The 20067-nt window shown below is 46.5% G+C and carries 18 protein-coding genes; 9 read left to right on the forward strand and 9 right to left on the reverse strand.

The features are described from left to right. Positions 1–3: 3 nt before the first annotated feature. The 5 genes from RA156_RS01730 to RA156_RS01750 form a co-directional block, all read right to left on the reverse strand. Positions 4–453, reverse strand: coding sequence for a hypothetical protein (locus tag RA156_RS01730; RefSeq protein ID WP_306642285.1), 450 nt, complete (start codon positions 451–453; stop codon positions 4–6). Positions 454–514: 61 nt separating this feature from the next. Then, entirely contained in the window at positions 515–1981 is a 1467-nt protein-coding gene (locus RA156_RS01735; RefSeq protein WP_306642286.1) for a DEAD/DEAH box helicase, read from the reverse strand. Positions 1982–2020: 39 nt separating this feature from the next. Then, the gene (locus RA156_RS01740) at positions 2021–2497 is read right to left on the reverse strand and encodes a GNAT family N-acetyltransferase (protein WP_306642287.1); all 477 of its coding nucleotides are present in this window, start codon (positions 2495–2497) and stop codon (positions 2021–2023) included. A 390-nt stretch (positions 2498–2887) separates the two neighbouring features. Further along, positions 2888–3928: a bestrophin family protein gene (locus RA156_RS01745; protein WP_306642288.1), complete on the reverse strand. Its 1041-nt coding sequence runs from the start codon at positions 3926–3928 to the stop codon at positions 2888–2890. A 6-nt stretch (positions 3929–3934) separates the two neighbouring features. Continuing rightward, the gene (locus RA156_RS01750) at positions 3935–4462 is read right to left on the reverse strand and encodes a hypothetical protein (protein WP_306642289.1); all 528 of its coding nucleotides are present in this window, start codon (positions 4460–4462) and stop codon (positions 3935–3937) included. 84 nt (positions 4463–4546) lie between these two features. On the opposite strand from RA156_RS01750, the gene RA156_RS01755 reads away from it, so the two are divergent. The 3 genes from RA156_RS01755 to fabD are packed head-to-tail and all read left to right on the forward strand — an operon-like array spanning position 4547 to position 7506. Next, positions 4547–5551 carry a hypothetical protein gene (locus RA156_RS01755; RefSeq protein WP_306642291.1) on the forward strand — a complete coding sequence of 335 codons (1005 nt, stop codon included), beginning with the start codon at positions 4547–4549 and terminating at the stop codon, positions 5549–5551. 28 nt (positions 5552–5579) lie between these two features. Continuing rightward, the gene (locus tag RA156_RS01760; RefSeq protein ID WP_306642293.1) at positions 5580–6578 is read left to right on the forward strand and encodes a patatin-like phospholipase family protein; all 999 of its coding nucleotides are present in this window, start codon (positions 5580–5582) and stop codon (positions 6576–6578) included. Positions 6579–6612: 34 nt separating this feature from the next. Further along, positions 6613–7506 carry an ACP S-malonyltransferase gene (gene fabD / locus RA156_RS01765; RefSeq protein ID WP_306642295.1) on the forward strand — a complete coding sequence of 298 codons (894 nt, stop codon included), beginning with the start codon at positions 6613–6615 and terminating at the stop codon, positions 7504–7506. A 156-nt stretch (positions 7507–7662) separates the two neighbouring features. Here fabD and RA156_RS01770 read toward each other — a convergent pair whose 3' ends face one another. Continuing rightward, complete coding sequence (locus RA156_RS01770; RefSeq protein ID WP_306642297.1) at positions 7663–7857, reverse strand: hypothetical protein; 195 nt, start codon at positions 7855–7857, stop codon at positions 7663–7665. A gap of 88 nt (positions 7858–7945) precedes the next feature. Further along, on the reverse strand, positions 7946–8623 hold the full coding sequence (locus RA156_RS01775) for a hypothetical protein (RefSeq protein ID WP_306642298.1): 678 nt from the start codon (positions 8621–8623) through the stop codon (positions 7946–7948). A gap of 204 nt (positions 8624–8827) precedes the next feature. On the opposite strand from RA156_RS01775, the gene RA156_RS01780 reads away from it, so the two are divergent. Beyond that, positions 8828–9355: an RNA polymerase sigma factor gene (locus RA156_RS01780; protein ID WP_306642300.1), complete on the forward strand. Its 528-nt coding sequence runs from the start codon at positions 8828–8830 to the stop codon at positions 9353–9355. Continuing rightward, positions 9342–10082: a hypothetical protein gene (locus tag RA156_RS01785; protein WP_306642302.1), complete on the forward strand. Its 741-nt coding sequence runs from the start codon at positions 9342–9344 to the stop codon at positions 10080–10082. The genes RA156_RS01780 and RA156_RS01785 overlap by 14 nt, the downstream gene beginning before the upstream one ends. Here RA156_RS01785 and RA156_RS01790 read toward each other — a convergent pair. Continuing rightward, a complete protein-coding gene (locus tag RA156_RS01790; protein WP_306642304.1) occupies positions 10023–12734 on the reverse strand; it encodes a CHAT domain-containing tetratricopeptide repeat protein in 2712 nt (903 codons plus the stop codon). The two genes, RA156_RS01785 and RA156_RS01790, sit on opposite strands and share 60 nt — an antisense overlap. A gap of 103 nt (positions 12735–12837) precedes the next feature. Here RA156_RS01790 and RA156_RS01795 point away from each other — a divergent pair, with 103 nt between their 5' ends. The 4 genes from RA156_RS01795 to RA156_RS01810 are packed head-to-tail and all read left to right on the forward strand — an operon-like array spanning position 12838 to position 17846. Beyond that, positions 12838–14862, forward strand: a complete 2025-nt coding sequence (locus RA156_RS01795; RefSeq protein WP_306642305.1) for a T9SS type A sorting domain-containing protein — start codon at positions 12838–12840, stop codon at positions 14860–14862. Positions 14863–14918: 56 nt separating this feature from the next. Beyond that, positions 14919–15497 (forward strand): RNA polymerase sigma factor, encoded by a 579-nt coding sequence (locus RA156_RS01800; RefSeq protein ID WP_306642307.1) that lies wholly within the window; start codon positions 14919–14921, stop codon positions 15495–15497. Beyond that, the gene (locus tag RA156_RS01805; protein WP_306642309.1) at positions 15478–16740 is read left to right on the forward strand and encodes a hypothetical protein; all 1263 of its coding nucleotides are present in this window, start codon (positions 15478–15480) and stop codon (positions 16738–16740) included. The genes RA156_RS01800 and RA156_RS01805 overlap by 20 nt, the downstream gene beginning before the upstream one ends. Further along, positions 16737–17846 (forward strand): hypothetical protein, encoded by a 1110-nt coding sequence (locus RA156_RS01810; RefSeq protein ID WP_306642311.1) that lies wholly within the window; start codon positions 16737–16739, stop codon positions 17844–17846. Before RA156_RS01805 ends, RA156_RS01810 begins: the two co-directional genes overlap by 4 nt. 78 nt (positions 17847–17924) lie before the next feature. On the opposite strand, the gene RA156_RS01815 is transcribed toward RA156_RS01810, so the two are convergent. Beyond that, the gene (locus RA156_RS01815; protein WP_306642312.1) at positions 17925–20057 is read right to left on the reverse strand and encodes an OmpA family protein; all 2133 of its coding nucleotides are present in this window, start codon (positions 20055–20057) and stop codon (positions 17925–17927) included. Positions 20058–20067 lie beyond the last annotated feature (10 nt).

Here is a 20067-nt window from a genome sequence, read left to right on the forward strand (position 1 = left end):
TCTTTATGCATCGAGCACTTCAGAAGGTATATCCGTTTCAGGGGGATCCTTCTTCGAAATCATCCACGCGAACCATGCCATTGGGATATAAGCTAGCGCTAGGTCTAGTATAATGAACCAGGTTGGTGAAGGAATGAGTGCAGCGGCGGTGATTCCACCCAATAGGAACCAGATTCCTAATGCCAAGGCAATGCTGATGCGTTTAGTAGCTGCAAGTCTTACAGCTACCCAAGCACCCACTAAGGTTCCAATAGCATGACCTAGGAATGGTCCGACGAAGTGTTTGCCTTCGAATTTATCTGCATTATCAATAATGGATTGCATGTCATTGACATCCACTCCTTCAGGAGCGGGTATCATCATGCCAATCACTTGGATTAGGCCCATGTTGACGATGGATCCAGCGACGATTCCTGCTATGATAGCAAGTACATTTCTGAGGATAGGGTTCATAAGGTTTGATTAAGGACTCCCCAATATAGAAGAATCTACCTAGAACCCAGGGAGCTACGAATTAACGACGTTTCCCTTTTTTCTTTCCGTATGAAGACTTCTTACGACCGTGCTTGAACTCTTTTCTACCGCCATTGCGCTTGTTGTAGCCTTTTGGCCCCTTCTTTCGCCATCTAGGTTCTTCATCGCTATCGCGGAATCGTCCTTTCGTAGTAGCAGCGTCTAGTGATAGATCAATTTCAAGTCGCTCCACTTCACGAGTCAATAAACGAGCAATCAACTCGTCTTTACCCATGTCTTTTAGGATGCCACGTGCTTTATTGAAAAGCTGGTCATCTAACAAAGGACTTACTCGCTGCTGTTCTATCTTACGAGCCCACTCTTCTACGCGGATTTCTTGAATCAACTCAGCGGTAGGGATCGAAATCTCACGGAAACGAATTTTAAGATCACGACTAAGTCGATCAATACGGTGCTTGTCACGTCCGCCAACGAATGAAATAGAAGTTCCTTTCTTTCCAGCGCGTGCCGTACGTCCACTGCGGTGAGTGTAGAACGCAGAATCATCTGGCAAGCTGTAGTGGAACACGTGTGTCAAGTCTGAGACATCAATACCACGCGCAGCTACGTCAGTCGCTACAAGTACTTGAAGGTCATGGTTCTTGAAACGACGCATTACACGATCGCGCTGATGCTGGCTCAAATCTCCGTGAAGAGAATCAGCGCGGTAGCCCTTTTTGAAGAGCTCATCAGAGGTGTTTTGTGTATCTCTCTTTGTTCGACAGAATACAATACCTCGCATATCTGGAGTCACATCCATGAAACGCTTGAGCGCTTCTAGCTTATCCGACATACGCACCACCACGAAACGGTGATCAATGTTCTTATTGACTTCGTTTTTCTGGCTGACCTTAATCTCCATCGGGTCCTCCATGTATTCCTGAACAATGCGACGAATCTCTTTCGACATCGTGGCACTGAATAGCCATGTGAGTTTTTCCTCAGGAGTGTAGCTCAAAATACGATCAAGGTCCTCCTTGAAGCCCATGTTCAACATCTCATCAGCTTCGTCAAGAACCATGATGCGAAGTTGCCCGAGTTTTACCGCCTTACGTTGGATAAGGTCGATCAAACGTCCAGGTGTAGCGATGATCACGTGTTGTGGACGTTCCAAGGCTTTCAATTGGGGAACAATACTAGCTCCACCATAGACACAAAGGATGTTGATTTTCTCGCGGTACTTTCCAAACAATTTGATCTGTTCGGCAATCTGCTGACCCAATTCTCGGGTAGGTGCCAAGATCAACGCCTGGGTGTATCGTTTTGATGGATCGATATGCTCCAACATCGGAAGCCCGAACGCCGCTGTCTTACCTGTACCTGTCTGCGCGAGGCCAATCAAGTCAGTAAACCCAGAAATGAGCTCGGGGATGGCTTTCGCCTGAATTTCGCTTGGCTTTTCAAATCCGATCTCTCGGATTGCCCTTAAACTAGGCTCTGAAAGCCCCAGGTGATCAAATGATGACAAGTGGGATTGTTTAAAAAGTAAGGTGCAAAGGTCGTCTATTTATTTCGAATGACCTTCATTTTCAGGGAATTTGAGCTTCATTCCTTCATGTGAAGCAACAAATCCTAGCTTTTCATAGAAGCGAAGTGCGTCTGGACGTTGCTTGTCAGTGGTAAGTTGCAGTAAATGAGCGCCTTTGCTTCTTGCTCTTGCGATGGCCCATCGGAATGCCTGTTCACCTAAACCTTGACCTCGCATATGCTCATGAATTCGTACCCCTTCAATTTGAGCTCTGGTTCCCCCTTGGTAAGTCAAATAGGGGATGAACGTCAATTGGAAACAACCCACTACTTCTCCTTCATGGTCTAGCACCATTAATTCTTGATTCTCATCTGCGTCAATTCGGGCGAAGGCGGCTGTGTACTTGCTGTTTAGCGGAAGAGTCGCATCCTCACGATGCTCCCCAAGCTTGTCATTGGCAAGCAAGAGCACTATGGCGGTGAGATCTGAATCGGTGGCTTGACGTATGGTGATCATGAATCAAATAAGACGGGTTGAATGTACACAAAGTACACCATTACCGCCGCCGAAGCTAAGACGAGAGCCAAGATTAGCAAGCGCCGATTTTGTTTACGTCTAGCTTGTTGGAATTCTGCTTTAAGGGCAGCTAATCGCACAGGGTCTGGCTCAGGTAGATCAAGATAGATTTCCTTTCGATGTTCGTCTGAATGCCTTGACTTACGATGACTCGTTGTGGCATATTTCGCGGCGTCACGATTCTCTTTGATGGCCTTCCGCATGGCCGATATGCTTCCGAAGTTTCCCATGTCTTATTCTATGGAAAACAGAGGGTTGCAGCCGAATATAGTGGCGAACGGAATCTAAAGAATTCCCAGCGGTAGCTGGAAATGACGAAAAAATGGGGATTTACATCAAAACACCATTATTGGCTTCAATACCCGGTGGAATTTCTTTCTCATCAAGCATTTGTCTTAAGTCAATCTCAATGGTTCGACAAAGGCTCAACATTGGTATATCATTCCCGAGGCCCTCAAAGGGGTTTTCACTGTAATCACCAATCAATTCCATCATCATGTAAATCCAGCTTACAACGACTAGAATCGGGATAGCAACCCAGATTCCGTAGCTACCCATTTCCGCAAATTGCGGTAAGAGTCCGAAAGGCAAGAGAAAGATGAATATACTCACGAAGATAAAGCTCATATTCGCGTACTGACGAGGGAAAGGGAACTTCTTAATGCGTTCACATCTTCCTTGATGGATGTAGAGATCGCCTAAGATTTTCTGAAGTGACGTATGGCGGAAACTATCGATAACTCCTGCTTCGTAGAGCGCTTTCAGGTCTTCGCCTTGACGATCAACTAAGAAGGTAGCCTTGTTCTTTTTATCAGCCATAATGGCTTGTTCCTCCTTGCTTGTGCAACGCTGAATGACATCTTCATGATCTCGATCTTTAATGAGCCCAAGCCCAAAGCGCTTCATTCGGTTTTCTGTCGTTCGCGCCACGTGGAATCCTTGATTAATGTGCTCCCATTCCGTTGGAACCAACAAGTTCAAGCGCAATTGGTACAACCAAGCGATGTGGCGGTGAATCAGGCGGGTTTTGATTTCATCCAGCTCTTGATCTGAAAGCGCTTCCTTCCCTTCAAAGCCACCTATGGAATAGCCTTTAACAGCGGTGCCCCATTCGCGACTGCTATTGACAATGGCGCCCCAGATTTTCCGAGCTTCCCACATGCGATCGTAAGACTGATTGTTTTTGAAACCTACATAGAAAGCGACTGCAGTACCAATCACACTCACTGGTATCCATGAGACATAAAAAACAGAACCATCGGTGTAATAGTACAGCGCTGCTACTGCGGTCATCCACAAGGTAAGCCAGGCAATGTGCCCGCCACTGAATGATAAGATGCCTTTGACCCCAAAGGATTTATAGATGTACATAGGTGCTTAGTTGACTTTGACTAGGTTAATCAATTCAGTCATGCGGCCATCGGTTTTTGAGAGCAGCAATTCATTTTCTCCTGGTGACAGAACCTTGAATGTTCCGGTCAGGGGAGGGCCACCAGGGGTAGATTCAAGGGCAAATACCCAAGTGGTATCAGTAGCCTGAAACTCGCGTTGAACCCACTGTGATTTCCCATCTCCGAACTTAATTCGGTCACTGTCCACCACAATTTTTAGGTTTCCATCCCAGCTTTCGGTCAGATCATCAATATGAATATTGTCGCCCCCAAGATCAGTTGTTTGTGTCCATTTGATCACATTCCAGTAGGTAGCTGATGCTGAGCCTGCCTGCTCAGGCTTCTCACCATACTTCGCCAAGATGTAAATCAAGCCTCCAAATCCTAACACAAAAGTGAGGATGGCGCTAATTTTCATCATCCTAGCTTTTCGGGCATAGCCAAAGATGTAGAGGGCAATTCCAAGAACGGTGGCGATGGCGCAAGCAACGCTGATTAATCCGATAGTAGCCATGGGCTGAATTTGCATAAAATTAATGGAAGATTAACGCTGGAAACGAATAGGATATCAGACCTTTGCGGCGCAAAAACGAAAAACATGCTTCGCTCTCTCATTGGCGTTTTGTTCATGTTACCTCTAGCCGCTCAGGCTCAATGCCTTTCCGGAACCCTCAGTGTTTCCGGGGCAGGGTGTGGATGTCTTGGTGGTTGTAACCTCCTGGCATACGGCGGACCCAATTGCGGTGCGGGTACTTCAGGGAATTGTGATGGCGGACAACAATCGATGTCTGTTTGGATTGATACCCAAGATGCATCCTGCGAAATTCAAGTAGAAGCGCGTATGTCTAACCGTCCTGGTTGTACAGCCAGCGGGGCAGATAGTGGAGATCAATTGAGGGTAAGAAACAGCGCTGGTTCTTCACCCTGGATGACCGGTGCAAGCAATTCAACGCTGTACGATTCACATACCCAAACGGGCGGATATATTGTTGTTGAAGGTTCGGCGAATCGCGCTGATGAAATCATTACCTACGACGTGAATTACGTCGATGGAACCTGTCCCTTCTGCATTCTTCTTCCGGTGACTTACACCAGTTTCGACGCCTATTTAGATGGAACCGATCTCTTACTGAGTTGGGAAACGGCTTCAGAACAAGATAATCAAGGCTTCTACGTAGAAATTGGACGCACGCTTGCTGATTTTGAACCGGTTCAGTTTGTACCTGGCAATGGTAATTCGAGTGTTTCGAACACCTACCATCACATGCTAGATCTCCATGCCGGAGGCAGTTACTACGTTCGACTTCGCCAGCAAGACTTCAACGGCATGTTCACCTATTCGCCGGTGATTGAAGTAAGCTTGCCATACTACGAAACCTTCGATGTTTCGTTTGTTTCTGAACGTGCTCAAATTCGTTACCAAGGGAAGTCAATCCAAGCCTGTCAGTTTTCGGTCTATTCGTTCAGCGGTCAATTGATCCAGCAACAAACACAAACGATGGATGAAGGTGAGGTGTTTGAAATGGATCTGAACATTCACCGCGGTATTCTTCATGTGATGGATGCTGACGGAAATATATTCCGCCAGAAGTTCGTTTTCTAGAGGTTACTACCTTCGTGAAAACTACCTTATGCGTCCCCTTCTTCACCTTTCACTCTTCCTTTTTCTCTTTATTTCGCTAGCGCGGAATGGCTATACCCAACATCCGGAGAACCTTGTTTTTGAAGGTGCTGGAATTCGCGGACTCGCCTACGGGGGAGTAATAGAGGCTTTAAATGAACAAGGTCATCTAGATTCATTGCAACGCGTTGGAGGTACCTCAGCTGGAGCGGTAACCGCTTTGTTACTTTCCCTACGCTATGAGCCCGAAGAGATTATTCGCATCATAGAATCTACACCCTGGGAAAGTTTCAATGATGCCCAAGTTCCTTTTTTAGCTTCGGGAGTTTATCGCATGAATAAGCACTACGGTTGGTACCCAGGTGATCAGTTCCATGAGTGGATTGCCTCTGTCATTGCTTTGAAAACAGGAAGTACAGAAACCACCTTCGCTGAGGCCAGAAATGCCGGGTTCCTCGATCTCTATGTAACAGCCACTTCTGTGAACCGTCAAGAACTGGTGTACTTATCAGTCGAGACCTATCCAGAAATGCGTCTTTCGGATGCGATGCGCATTGCGATTTCAATTCCCTTCTATTTCGAAGCTGTACCGATTACTGCAGAGGGAGAAGTAGTAGAAGATCCATCCAGTAGTTCTGTTCAACATCTCTTAATTGATGGAGGACTACTTGCGAACTACCCAATTCATATGTTCGATCGATCAGATGGGCAAAACTCAGGAATAACCATTGGCGTTCGCATGGATACCCCTGAACAAATTGATGCTGACCAGCAGCGTGAAGGTTTGGTAGACCTTGATATCAACTCATTGCAAAGCTATACTGAAGCCTTGTATGTCTTGACCCTAGAGACATTAAGTCGAAACAGCATGTCAGAAGACGATTGGAGTCGAACAATCAGTGTTTCGACTGAAGGGATTGGTCCGCGCATTCGAGAATTATCAATGGAAGAAAGAAGGTCGTTAATCGAAAGTGGAAAGAAGGCGGTTGACGATTTTCTGAACGACTAAGCTCTTCGCCTATATTTGCCGAAATCTTCAGATTATGAAAAAGGCATTTGTATTCCCAGGACAGGGTTCTCAATTCCCTGGAATGGCTAAAGATCTTTACGATACGCTTGGAGCGGCGAAAGACCGTTTCGAGCAAGCCAATGACATCCTCGGTTTCCGTATCACAGATATTATGTTTGACGGAACTGAAGAGGAGCTGAAACAAACGAAGGTTACGCAACCAGCGATTTTCCTTCACTCAGTAATCCTGGCCGAGTCAATGGGAGATGCATTCCAACCTGATATGGTTGCTGGACATAGCCTTGGTGAGTTTTCTGCGCTGGTGTCTGCAGGAGCTATGAAATTCGAAGACGGACTGAAACTGGTTTCAGCTCGTGCCCAAGCCATGCAGCGAGCTTGTGAGATCAATCCATCTACCATGGCTGCAATCCTTGGTCTAGAAGACGATGTGGTTGAATCAACTTGTGCTGAAATTGATGGCGTTGTTGTAGCTGCAAACTACAACTGTCCAGGACAGCTAGTGATCTCTGGATCAAACGAAGCTGTTCAAAAAGCATGTGAGGTCTTCACAGAGAAAGGGGCACGTCGTGCGTTGCTTCTTCCTGTAGGGGGAGCATTCCACTCACCGCTAATGGAGCCAGCACGTGAAGAACTCGAGGGTGCGATTTCGGCAACAGCATTTACTGCTCCTGTTTGTCCGATTTACCAGAATGTGACTGCTTCAGCAGTGACTTCTCCAGAAGAGATTCAAGCGAACTTAGTAAAGCAGTTGACAGCTCCAGTTCGTTGGACGCAAACGATGCAGCAGATGATTGCTGACGGTGCTGGTGAAGCCGTTGAGGTAGGACCAGGTAAAGTGCTTCAAGGCCTCTTCAAGAAGATCGATCGCAAGTTCCCAGTTAGTGGGGTTGCGCTTGAAACGAGCTGATCATTTCCCAGAACATAAGACAAAAGAAAAGCCCCGCATCTGCGGGGCTTTAACCTTTAACTATATACAATCTTTTCACGCTCCATCTCGTTCCCTAAATCTCCAACACGTGTGAAAGGACGTTGAACTTTATTACTTCTAGCAAGCAAAAAAGTTTCAGTCCATTTCTTGAATTGCGTGGAATAGGTTCGAATATTCGATTTCGCGTTCTTCTAACTGAACATGAAGTGAATCATTTTCAGCCTTCAGTGCTTTGTTCTCTTCTTTGATCTTCGCCAACTCGTGCTTAACCTTCAAGAAGTCTTGCATAAGCTTTTGGCGCTCAGCGGTGAGTTGAGTGATATCTGCCATAATTCTAATGTTAGGTTGAAGGTCGACAAACTTTCACTTCAAAATAACGAAGATTTTCAGACTTCTTCACTTCAATCTGTTAACAGGCTTATTCTACTTCTACTGAACGCGTAGATCCGCGGTAGCGTCCGTTGATCACTCCTCCAACGTCAGTTCCTTGTTGAATGTCAGGAGTGTAGCTGCGTTCGATGATGGCAGTAGTTGTACCAGCAGGGAGTTGCTGCAGTTGATCCATTCCAAGTAGAATGTTCGTTGCGCCGTCGCTGTTTTCTACGAATAGTTGAGCATCCCCTTCATTGATTCCATTCAGCCAAACGCTGACGATTTCGTCAGAGCCGAGAGCATCTCCGTCCCATTCAATTTCGAAAGATGCATTCTGATCAATTGGTCCGAATGTGCTTGGGAATTCGACAGAACGAATCTCCGCGTCATTCATGTAGGTGTTGCCATTCAAGTCATCGAATTCGAAAGTTCCCGAACTAACAAACCCGGCATAATCTTCTTCATAATAAGCCAATCCTTCACGGAATGGAATCGGATCACCATTGAAGCGTACCTCAGAAGGCTCGGTCAATTCGAGTTTGGTTCCGGCAGAATGTCCGAAGCGGAAAGTTGCTCGGGCATAGGTAATGTCTTCATCTGCATCATAGAACAATTCGTAACGAGCCCAGATGCGATCTTGATTTACATTTTCTGAGTCCTCGCGCATGCAGCTAGCTAAGCTCATGCCAAGGAAAGTGAGTAGTGTGAGTGTTTTCCAATTCATGGTCATTGGGTTTTGTGACTTGCTCTCTATAAACAAGGGACATGCCAAAGTGCAATTTGCTGCTTATTTCGCTAGCGCGGAATGGGGCAATGATGTACTTATTTACACGCCGGTGTTCCTTATTCGAACAAATGAATTTGAGTAGATTCGGGAATCTAATCAGTCCCGGTCGTCTATACTCATGAAAGCGGTCGGTAAGGTGGCATGGCAACTCCGATCGAGCACATATGGCAACGGAAGATGGAAGGAGATTCTTCGGCAGACAATGAACTGTTCCGAGTATTATATCCGCCTTTGGTTATTTCAGCCTATAGCATTCTGAAGCAGAAAGAAGATGCTCAAGACACCGCCTCAGAAACCATGATAAAGGTGGTAGCGCTCACTCCAGCCGATGGGGTGAAGAACGTGAGAACATGGGCCATCACTACGTGCAAGAATGCTGCATTAACGAAGATTCGTTTGGATAAACGAAGACGAGAGATCGTAGCAAAAGAGATGCCTGAGAAAACAGAACGTGCAGCCATTGCCGATGAAAAGGTAAGGCTAAGCCAGTTGGAGGAAACGATCAACGCAAGCTTGAATGCACTGGATCAAAAGATTTGGAACCTACATATGCAAGGCTTCGACAATGTCGAGATTGCCAAAGCCTGCGCAATGATTCCGAAAACCGTGGCGAACAGAAAGTCACTGATCCGTAAAACCTTGATGAAGAAGTTACATGACTGGAGATAAGAACACATACACCATCGAACTCTTGATCGACTACGCCTTAGGACTGACTACTGCGGAAGGTACGAAGAGAGTGAACGAGATTTTGGCCACAGATGAAGAGGCACAAGCTCATCTGCATACCATCAAAGAAATGCTCGCTTCAGGCATGGAGCCGGAGGAGTTAATTGAAATGATTCAGCCTAAAGCCGAGGTCTCAAAAGAAGTGAAGAAGTCTTCACCTTCATGGATATGGGCTGCAGCAGGAATCGCGGTGTTCTTAGTAGCAGGTTATCTACTCTTTGCCCTTCAACCGAACTTCGATGATATGATGGCTGAAGCGGTATCAGAAAAGTACCCGGCGGCTGTAGTGCGAGGTGAAGAGGATGCGAAGGCTCATGAAGCATACGCCCAAGGAAACTACGAGCTGGCAAGAACGCTCTTCCAAAGCTCAACGTCAGAGAATCCTGAAGATCGATTCTATTCTGCCCTCAGCGCGATGTACAATAGTCAATATGCTGAGGCCTTTAATGAGTTTGGTGATTTGGCCTACGAAGATCACGCTTACAAACGAGCATCGTACTGGTACGGATCAATCTGCGCCATTGAAATTGATTCTTGTGTTCATGCACAAAACTACCTGGCCTATCTGGCTAGAAATCAAGGGTACAAAAACGATGAGGCGAGGGCTTTATACAAAGCGCTTTCGTATGAACCATGCACCCAGAAAGACGAGGGTGACAAGAACTAGAATCGAAAGTACATACTCCATTCCTGTCTTCGGTTGAGCAAATTGGATGTTACCTCCATACACCTGCCAATTGGCCCAGAAATAAGGGTGAGCTCGCAAGGGATCCTCTCCGTTTCGCATCAGATCTGATGCAGCGATTAGGGCATTCGAAGCAGTAGCACCTTCGGCAAGATGTTGATAGTAGGAAGCCATAAATTCCGCGCTAGCGAAATCATCAGCCTTCCAAAGACCGGCCAACACCGTCTGCGCACCACGACGCAAGAAAGGTGTACTCAAATCTTGAACACTTTCACCTGGAAGAATCTCCCCCAAGGCCGTTTCACATGCACTCAATGTGACATGCGGTGTGGTAAACGCCAACTCATATAATCCTTGCGGAGTAACGATCGTATCGTTCCCATCATTTCCAGTAAGCACCAAGCCTCGAGATAGACGCTCTGATTGGGTATGCATCGCCAAATGAAGCGCGCGATCAGAATAAGCCACTTTTTTGAGTGAGGCCATGGAACACAAGCTGTCTTGAAATGATTGCTCAATTAACCCTAGATCTTGAAGCAATTGCAGCTCTTTCTCAACACCAATAAGCGAGCTCAATTTCGAAGTATAGAATTGCTTGGTCATGGCTTCAACCTTCAACTCTTGATCTGCTGTGGCTTCGAAATGATCAGCACTGTGAACGCGAATTATCTCGCTCAGTTCGCCTGCTGTGGCAAGCTGGCAAAGCGATAAATTGATCTGATGAAGCGGTCCGTCAGCATTGATGTAGACACGATCGTTCAAGTTATCGAGGCCCAGGAGACTCCCAAGTTTTGAATAATTCGTTTTCCACGCTTCGCGAAGTTGCGTTGAACCAATGGCATAGGCTCTATCGCTCACGGAAGTATACGCTGCCTTGACTTGAGACTCCAGATCATGGGCGTCAATCCGCTGCAGGCGAAGAGCGTTCGCGGTCACATCCATTTTCCACAAAACATCGTCGATCAGCAGGAAGCTGATATAGCGTTGTTGGTCACTCAGACTAGACTGCAACTTCGAAAGCGATTGTGATAAACTTCTTCGGTCTTCCGGGAGTGCTTGAATTCGCTGAATCAATTCAGCGCGCATTTCACCGGTGCGGTCACCTGAATTCTCAATCTGAGATCTGAGATAAAAGATCTTGGAAAGATCATCGCGGATCTGCTCATCTTCATCGCTGTAGCTAGCTAAAAACCATTGATGAGTGAACGATTTACATCCTTCGATCCACTCAAAGATCATGGGCTGATACTCTTCACTGATGTCGCCATTGAGCTCAACGTAAACATCATTAATCATGTAGTGGTAGGAGTCACGTACGTCTTCATAGAATGTAGAACTCGCCTCTTCGAAGATCAGTGCACTTCTGCAATCGAGCAACAAATCAATCGCACGTTGATAATGGGGAACGCGATCTTCTAGCTTTGATTCAAGCTGAGATGCCAACAGAAGTGTTTCTGAAAGATCGACCTCGGGCATGAGCTTCCCGTCAATTTCATAGCCAAGCAGTGTCTGTGTGATCAATTGTTCAGCTAATTCAGGGCCTCCTTTTAAGGCAAGTCTGATCTTTTCATTGGCTAGGGGAAGACGCGCAGGATGATTGGCATAGGCGCTGTCAAATGCAATGAAAGAGTCATCAATTGTCTTCAAGATCTCGAAGCCATTTTCTGAAGGTGGATCAAAGAGATAGGCAGACCACTGCGTCTCGAGCTGACGAACAGGATTCACTTGAGACATGTCACCTTCCAGCACATCACGGAAAGTGATGGCCGCTTTCGCCGTATCTCCCAAATCCAAGTAAGCCTGACCACGGAGCAATTGAAGTTCGATGTAGCGCAACTCGGGTTGACGACTCGTTTCTAGAATGGACTGACTACGATCGAACCATCGAGCAGAGCCTTCAGCGTCACCCATCTCGGCACAGATCGTTCCCAAGTTGTTGCATGGGTAGATCATGTCGGGAGTGTCGTTTTCAGATTTACTTGCCGCAATGGTGATGGAGCGCTCAAAGAATTCCCGCGATAGCGGAAGATCACCTTGTTCTAAATAAAGTACCCCGATGTTATTCAAGTTTCGTCCGTACCTACGACTATCCTCACCGTGGATTTTACCATTGAGTTCCAGTGCGGCTTTCAGATGATAGAGTGCTTCTGATGCATTCCCCAGGTTCCATTCAACAATACCCATGTTATTGTGGAATTTGGCTTGGTCAGAACCAACCGTATCGTTGACCAAATAAGGAGCGACCTTCCGCATCATGTTTCGAGCATCTACCGGACTGCCAGTGAACCAAAGGAACTCAGCGTAAGAGTCTATAAAGGTGCTTTTGTCATTCCATGGGGCTTCTGGGAAATCGGTGGCTAAGCGAGAAAATGTTTGAGCAAAGAGCGAATCTGCTCTTTCATTATCACCAACGCGAACGGCAATGGAACCAATCGCGCCTACATTGCGCAAGTACCTTTCTGGAGGCCAAGCCGACATCTGTGCTAAAAGAGAGTCAGCTGCTTGCGCCGCGGCTTCCATTTGTCCATCGTGCATCAAATCACGCAGGCGTTGTTCGTCTTTATCTGCCTGAGCAAACGACGAAAACCCTGAGAGTATCAGTGCGAAGAAGAAGAAAGTTAGCCTGTAAATCACAGAATGTCAGTTGGTTGAAAATTAATTTCAAAATCTCGCCAAGGAAAATCCAAGTAGGGACGTACTGTCTAGTGAAGGAAATTTAATCCAAAAACCAATGCGTATGAAAACTTTACAGAGAGTAATGATCGCAGCCTTTTTCGGCCTCCTGGGGCTAGCTGCATCTGCCCAGGGAGACGATCCATTCGGGATCGACTGCGACTGTCCGGAACCGACTCCGGAGGACATCGTGTGTGTGGAAGTGGAGGGAGATATCTTCCCGATGCCAAGCGCATGTATTGCTGAATGCCTTGAACTGGAAATAGTTGAAGGTGATTGTGACTTCAATGGAGGAGGAGATAACCCAATCGATTTCGATTGTGACTGTCCGGAACCAACTGAAGATGACCTGGTATGTGTAGAAACAGACTTTGGAATCGAGCCATTTCCAAGTGCTTGTTTCGCAGAGTGTCTAGGTTTGACTGTAGTAGAAGGAGACTGTGATTTCGGTTACGGCGACGACTATGACTATGAAGATCCATGGGATGTTGATTGTGATTGTCCGGAGCCAACAGAGGATGATTTCGTTTGTGTTGAAACAGAATTTGGGATTGAGCTATTCCCAAGTGCATGTATCGCAGAGTGTTTTGGATTAGAAGTAGTAGAAGGAGATTGTGACATCTTCGACGGTGGAGACAATGACTACGATTGGGGTGACGAAGATGATTACGGTTACGATTGTGATTGTGATTACGAAGGAGCTTTCGATCTCGTTTGCGTTGAAACAGGATTCGGAATTATTGAAATTCCATTGTGCTTCGCAGAATGCGACGGACTAGAAATCGTTGAGTGCGATTACGAAGATGGAAACGATGATGATTACGATTACGAAGACCCATGGGATGTTGATTGTGATTGTCCGGAGCCAACCGAAGATGACTTCGTTTGTGTTGAAACAGGATTTGGAATTGAGCTATTCCCAAGCGCTTGTTTTGCCGAATGTCTTGGTCTGACTGTAGTAGAAGGAGATTGTGATATCTACGACGGCGGTGATGACTGGGATGATGATTGGGGTAACGATGATTACGATTACGACTGTGATTGTGATTACGAAGGTGCCTTTGAACTCGTATGTGTAGATCCTGGATTCGGTATCGTCATCGAAATGCCATTGTGTCTTGCAGAATGCGAAGGATTGGAAATCGTTGACTGTGATTTCGATTACGACGATGACTACGAAGATCCATTCGATATAGAGTGCGATTGTCCTGAGCCAACGGAGGAAGACATTGTATGTGTAGAGACTCCATTCGGAATTGAGCCTTTCCCAAGTGCATGTCTAGCTGAATGCTTCGGATTCGAGGTAGTAGAAGGCGACTGTGACTTCAACGATGGTGACTACGACGAAGGTGATTGCCCATGGGGTGATGACTGGGGAGATGATTGGGGTGACGACTGGGACAATGGCGATTTCGATTGCGATTGTGACTACGAAGGAGCTTTTGATCTCGTATGTGTTGAAACAGGATTTGAGGTGATCGTAATGCCAGCATGTTTGGCAGCATGCGAAGGACTAGAAGTAGTAGACTGTGATTTCGAAGACGGCGACGGAAACGACGGCGGCTGGGATGACGATTACGATGGAGATGACTATGACTACGATTGTGATTGTGATTACGAAGGAGCATTCGATCTAGTATGTGTAGACACAGGATTTGGAATCTTCGAAATGCCTGCTTGCTTGGCAGAATGTGAAGGCTTGGACGTAGTTGATTGTGACTACGAAGACGAAGGTGAAGAAGATGGCGACGGTGTCAACGGTGGTGGAGTAAATATCCCACTCGTTGGAATTCAAGCCGAAGAAGCTGTATTCTTATCAGCACGCAATGACCTGGAATCAATGTTGCTGTTCCCGAACCCTACGCAACACCGCACAACGCTTCAGCTAGAAGTTACCGACGAGCGTTCGGTACAAGTAGAGATCTACTCGTCAATGGGACAACTCGTACACAGTGCAAACCATCAGATGGGAGCTGGTCAGATCCAGATCGAACTATCGATCACTGACTTACCAGTAGGTAGCTACATCGTGAAACTGACAGATAGCACAGGCGCTTCTGCGACAGAGCGATTAGTGAAAACACACTAAAGATTGTATAGTTAAAGGATCCACTTTTCGGAGTGGGTCCTTTTCCCTTTAACCTGGTGAACTACAAGGAAGACAAGATACTCCGTGGGTGTCTGAAAAGAGACCGTAAGGCTCAGTATGTTTTTTACAAACATCACTTTGCCTACCTGTTCTCGATATGTCTACGCTACGCGTCTTCCAGAGAAGAAGCTATGGAGATGCTGAACCTCTCATTCGCCAGGATCATGTTGAACTTAGATAAGTACAACAAAGAACAAGCCCTAAAAACATGGATTCGGAGCATCACGGTCAATTGCATTATTGATGAGTTCCGCAAACAAAAACGATACAAAGAGAATATCGCGATCGGGACGGATATCGTGGAGGAATACAGAATGGAAAATTCAGAACACCTCCGTATTGGAAGCAACCTACTGGAGGTGATCCAAGAGAAGCTCACTGAGCTGCATCCAATGACCCGTAGCGTGTTTAACTTATATGCGATTGATGGTTATAAGCACCGTGAAATCGCAGAACTATTAAAGATTTCGGAGGGTACTTCCGCTTGGCACTACAGTGTGGCCAGAAAAGCGTTGAAAGAATTCCTCCAACCTGAACTAGAGCATTTGACAAAGAATGGAAAAGCATCTGCATAACGAAGCTTTTAAGGAAGAGTACTGGGATGATGCCCTCGCCGTACTGAAGCGCGAAGAGCGCAAGCAGTTCGTGCGCAAGGTATTGTCATGGTTACCTCCTGCTGCGGTCGTGGTAGCCGCAGTGGTGATGTACTTCCTGCCGGCAGGACATGGCCCGGCGCAGCTTGCGGATAACACTTCTCGCGACCCGATTCAACATGAGTCGTCCCAAGAAGTGGTGTCAACGGATACCGCTCCCCAAGAAACTTTCTACAATGTGAATGAAGTAGAAAATTCAACATCAGATTCTCACTCTCATTCTAATTCTCATTCTCATTCTTCCTCTCCATCTTCCTCTTTCGCTAGCGCGGAATCGGACACTCCTCAACTAGAAGGAGTTGCTGACTTGGGAACAAGATCGATGAAGGAAGAATTAAAGGAAGAATTAGAATTGAAGGAAGAATTAGGGACAGAATTAGAATTTGAAACGGAAGTAGAATCTGAGGGGTATGGGGGATCAATGCTCGAACGTACTACCACAACTACCCCTACTATTAATGCACCAACCGGTTTGTCGCTCGCTTCCATTCGCGGGTACCGTCATGTTGATCCGTCGGGTGTACTTAAGTTCCGCACTTTTGAAGATAAGCACCGCAACTTCTTGCGTGAGTCAGTGAAACCTACTCAACTGATGGTGTACGTTGGAAATGCCTTTGCTGCTGGCTATGGAACGGTCAAAGGAGCTACCGTATTCAACCCGCAAGCAGGGATTGCACTCGAACAACGCATCGCCAACGGACTGTGGATTCGAGGAGGACTTGGAGGTCAGCAGTTGACAGAAGTACGTGTGAGTAAAGACTTCCGTGAGGTGACGCCTGGCTTTGGTTACGAGTACTCCTATACTGAGATCTCAACGGTGAAGCTCTACCTAGCGGAATTGCCAGTTTCTTTGATATGGGATGCGAACGTTCGCCACTCATTCTTCGGAGGAGCAGGACTCGAATATGTAACAGTCACGAAGAACGAGCTGACAACCACTGAGGTGAGCTTGTTTAGTGAAGAGGTAGTTGCAGAGTCTGAAGATTACGGCTACCTCACCGGATTCTCCCCACTCATGTGGAACTTACATGGAGGATACCGCTTCCGATTGACACGATCAGCATCACTAGACTTCACTTATAGCACCGGATTGAACTCGGTGGTTGAAGGAAGCGATGCTCGAAATAAGCGTTTCATTGTCAGACTAAATTGGAGACTGAAATGAGAAAGATATTGATCATAGCTCTGTGCTTGGTGGCCCTTTCTGCTTGTCGGAAAGAGGAGCCGGAAAGCGAAGTGCACCGCACCCCGGATTTCGAGGTTGAAGGAACCTTGAACGGAGAAGCCTTTGACATGACTCCAGGTACCAACGGATTGTACATGTTTACTGAATCGTGGGACAACGACTTTGGTGGATTCGAATCAATCACCACCATCACGGTGCCCGATTCAGATGGCATGGAATTGAGTTTCCGTTTCATTGCAGGAGATGAAGAAATCGATAACACAGCTGCACACATCGAAGGCTTAGGAGAGTCTGATGTTGCTCTAGGTTTTGAAGATGAGGTGAATACCATTCTTCACCTTAATTCAGAGGAACAAGAGGTGTTTTGGTTTGTGAATGGAAATGCCGTGGTAGATGGCGAGGATCCATCCGTTGAGGTCGATCCAAATTTTCCGGTTGAGATAGGATATTTAAGTGATTTGTTGTGCGGTGGAAGTATGACTTGTACCGTATTTCCGATTGCTCCTTGCTCTGGCGATGTCATGATTGGAGTGATTAATGCGCACATCGATTACGAGGCCGAAGAGTTTATTCTATTTCCTCCTGTCACTGACCCTGACTTGATCTTGCTTTGGGAGGTGAATGAGTCTTTCTACCAGACCATCGGAATGGATCCTTTGGTGATTCCATTTGACCCGTTCGGATTTGGGTTGGAGATCTCTGTTTCACTGGCCATTACAGATAATGGAACTGAGTTTGTTCCCTTCATTGACCAATTCATCGAGCTACCTTTAGATGATTGTCAACTGCCGTGGGTAGAAAGTGAAATTGAACGCGAACACGAACCCGTGATTCAAGTATTCTTCACAGATGAAGGAGGAAACCGCTATTCTTCGATTCTAGAGTGTGACCCTCTTGGAGGGCAACCCGATGAATCATTCTTTACGATCCATACTGTTACACCATACGAAGCAAATGAGCAAGGACAGGCCACGCTACAAGTCGATTTTTCGACTTCTATCTTGCTCAAAGAAGAATCGGGAGGACCGCTTGGAGAGGAGGTACTTCTCGAACTTCAAAACGCATCCATTGCGTTTGCTTATTAAAAGCTGTAGATCGCACTTTTGACCTGCAGAAAAAAAGCCCCGCATTTGCGGGGCTTTTCTTTACGTACACTATTCAAATCAGAACTCCGTCACGCGGAATTCAGTCCTTCGGTTGATCTCGTGGTCTTCATCGGAACAGTCGTTCCCGTTTCCACAGTTGTTGATCAACACGGTCTCTCCATAACCTCTTGACGTGAGGCGGTTTTTGGCGATACCGTTTTGAATAAGGTATTCAACAGCGGCTTTCGCACGCTTTTGACTTAGTTTCAGGTTGTATGAGTCACTACCACGAGCATCAGTATGTGACCCGAGTTCGATCTTCATTGTTGGATTGTCGTTCAACAAGGCGATGATCTTGTCTAGCTCGGTTGCTGCGTCTTGGCGGATGCGGTAATCGTTGTAATCGTAGTTGATGTTTTCGATACGCACCGTCATATTGACCTCAATCTTTTCGAAGTTGAGATCGATGCCAGTTAAAGCAGTAAGGTCGTTCACACCAGTAGTAATGTTGTTGGTGTTGAAGAAAACTGATTTCGTGAAATAGCCTTCTTTCGACAGCGTGAGCTCATAGCTGCTTGATGGGTCCAAATCGAAGTTCAAGTTTCCGTCATTAGTGGTGGTTACTACCGTCACTTCATCTGTTCCCAGCTTGGTCAGCACTCCTCTAACTTCTTCTAGTCCTTCATTCGTGGCTTTGTCACGAATAACGGTCGCACCAACATATCCTAATGAGGTTAGTTCAATGGTACCTGCATCTAAAGTGTAAATCTCTTGATTACACGCTGATACCGCTTTTTCGGCGCTAGCCAAGGCAGGACCTGCATTGAAAGTTAATTCGGCATCTGTTGCAGCTGGAACATCGGTGACCAAGTCAAAGATTCCATTGCTATTCGTCACCGCTGTCCCAATGACTTCACCAGTAGCGTTCAGCACATTGACAGTACAGTTCATCACTGCTGTTCCTGCATCGTCAACTACAACACCAGTGTAGTTCCATTCACGATCTTTCAAGACTTTGACCTTGTAGAGATCGTCGTTGGTTGCTTCGTTTTCACGGTTGGATGCGAAGTAGGCAACACGTTGGTCCTCTCGCAATGTGAAAGAGAAATCATCTGCTGTTGAATTCACCGGAGCTCCAAGGTTCAGTGCTGTTCCGCATGAACCGTTGGTGAATGGTGCTTCAAATACATCCAAGCCTCCAAGGTTGGCGTGACCATCTGACGAGAAGTACAAGAATTCATCTACACCGAAGTGCGGGAACATCTCATTCATTGGCGTATTCACAGTTGGTCCGGCGTTCACTGGAGTGCCCCAGTTTCCATCGTCCATCTTCTGGCAAATCCAGATATCTGTTCCTCCAAGTCCGCCTTCCATATCTGATGTAAAGGCGATGAATTCGCCATCACGCGTGATGGTAGGATGACCAGTTGAGTAATCTGCACTGTTATGCGTGAACCCTGTTGGAGTTCTCCATTCTCCAGCCACCATTTCAGCTACGAGGATTTCTAGCTTACGCGTTTGATCCCCTTCGGCGTTAGCCTGATTACGAGTGAAGTAGAAAGTTTCACCATCATTGATAAAACAACCTGGCCCTTCGTGCAACGCTGTATTGACTGTAGCGGGTAGGGGAGTGAACTCTGGCGTTCCTTCAACTGATTCCGTCAACATATAAAGGTCTAGGAAAGGACGTCCATTCCACTTGAAACGACGCTTTACAGCCACGTCATTTTCACGGTCAGAAACAAAAACCAAATCTCCATCTAAGAAGCAAGGTCCGAATTCAGAACCTTCGGTATTGAATTCTTCCTTCTGGACGTTGAAACGTCCGTTGTCTGTCTTGATCATTTCGATCAGCTCTGCCGAGTAGGATTCATTCGAGCAACCTTGACTCAGGATTTCAGCCTGATCAGCGTTGCCTGTACTACGAAGTGCATGCGCAAATCGGCATACTTCGTCTGAATCTAGGTTACCGGCCTTGCCATACCATTCGGCAGCGGCCTGCATGTCGCGAAGAGCAAAGTAACTCTCTGCTAACCCGAGGGCAACACGACTACTATCAACTCCTCGATTGAGTAGATTGGTGTAACGATCAATTGCTTCGGCATAAGCCAAATCATTTCTAGAACGATCAGCTTTACGAAGTGCTCCTTCTTGAGCCACCATGGTGGTCGTGAGAAAGAGACTGAATATGATTAGAATGTTCTTTTTCATTGTGATCGAA

Source organism: Sanyastnella coralliicola, assembly GCF_030845195.1.
Classification (GTDB): domain Bacteria; phylum Bacteroidota; class Bacteroidia; order Flavobacteriales_D; family Sanyastnellaceae; genus Sanyastnella; species Sanyastnella coralliicola.

Coding starts and splice junctions, on each gene's coding strand:
- RA156_RS01770 (WP_306642297.1), bottom strand. CDS start 7,857: ATGGCAGATATCACTCAACTCACCGCTGAGCGCCAAAAGCTTATGCAA.
- RA156_RS01760 (WP_306642293.1), top strand. CDS start 5,580: ATGCGTCCCCTTCTTCACCTTTCACTCTTCCTTTTTCTCTTTATTTCG.
- RA156_RS01795 (WP_306642305.1), top strand. CDS start 12,838: ATGAAAACTTTACAGAGAGTAATGATCGCAGCCTTTTTCGGCCTCCTG.
- fabD (WP_306642295.1), top strand. CDS start 6,613: ATGAAAAAGGCATTTGTATTCCCAGGACAGGGTTCTCAATTCCCTGGA.
- RA156_RS01810 (WP_306642311.1), top strand. CDS start 16,737: ATGAGAAAGATATTGATCATAGCTCTGTGCTTGGTGGCCCTTTCTGCT.
- RA156_RS01805 (WP_306642309.1), top strand. CDS start 15,478: ATGGAAAAGCATCTGCATAACGAAGCTTTTAAGGAAGAGTACTGGGAT.
- RA156_RS01755 (WP_306642291.1), top strand. CDS start 4,547: ATGCTTCGCTCTCTCATTGGCGTTTTGTTCATGTTACCTCTAGCCGCT.
- RA156_RS01780 (WP_306642300.1), top strand. CDS start 8,828: ATGGCAACTCCGATCGAGCACATATGGCAACGGAAGATGGAAGGAGAT.
- RA156_RS01750 (WP_306642289.1), bottom strand. CDS start 4,462: ATGGCTACTATCGGATTAATCAGCGTTGCTTGCGCCATCGCCACCGTT.
- RA156_RS01740 (WP_306642287.1), bottom strand. CDS start 2,497: ATGATCACCATACGTCAAGCCACCGATTCAGATCTCACCGCCATAGTG.
- RA156_RS01730 (WP_306642285.1), bottom strand. CDS start 453: ATGAACCCTATCCTCAGAAATGTACTTGCTATCATAGCAGGAATCGTC.
- RA156_RS01775 (WP_306642298.1), bottom strand. CDS start 8,623: ATGAATTGGAAAACACTCACACTACTCACTTTCCTTGGCATGAGCTTA.
- RA156_RS01815 (WP_306642312.1), bottom strand. CDS start 20,057: ATGAAAAAGAACATTCTAATCATATTCAGTCTCTTTCTCACGACCACC.
- RA156_RS01785 (WP_306642302.1), top strand. CDS start 9,342: ATGACTGGAGATAAGAACACATACACCATCGAACTCTTGATCGACTAC.
- RA156_RS01745 (WP_306642288.1), bottom strand. CDS start 3,928: ATGTACATCTATAAATCCTTTGGGGTCAAAGGCATCTTATCATTCAGT.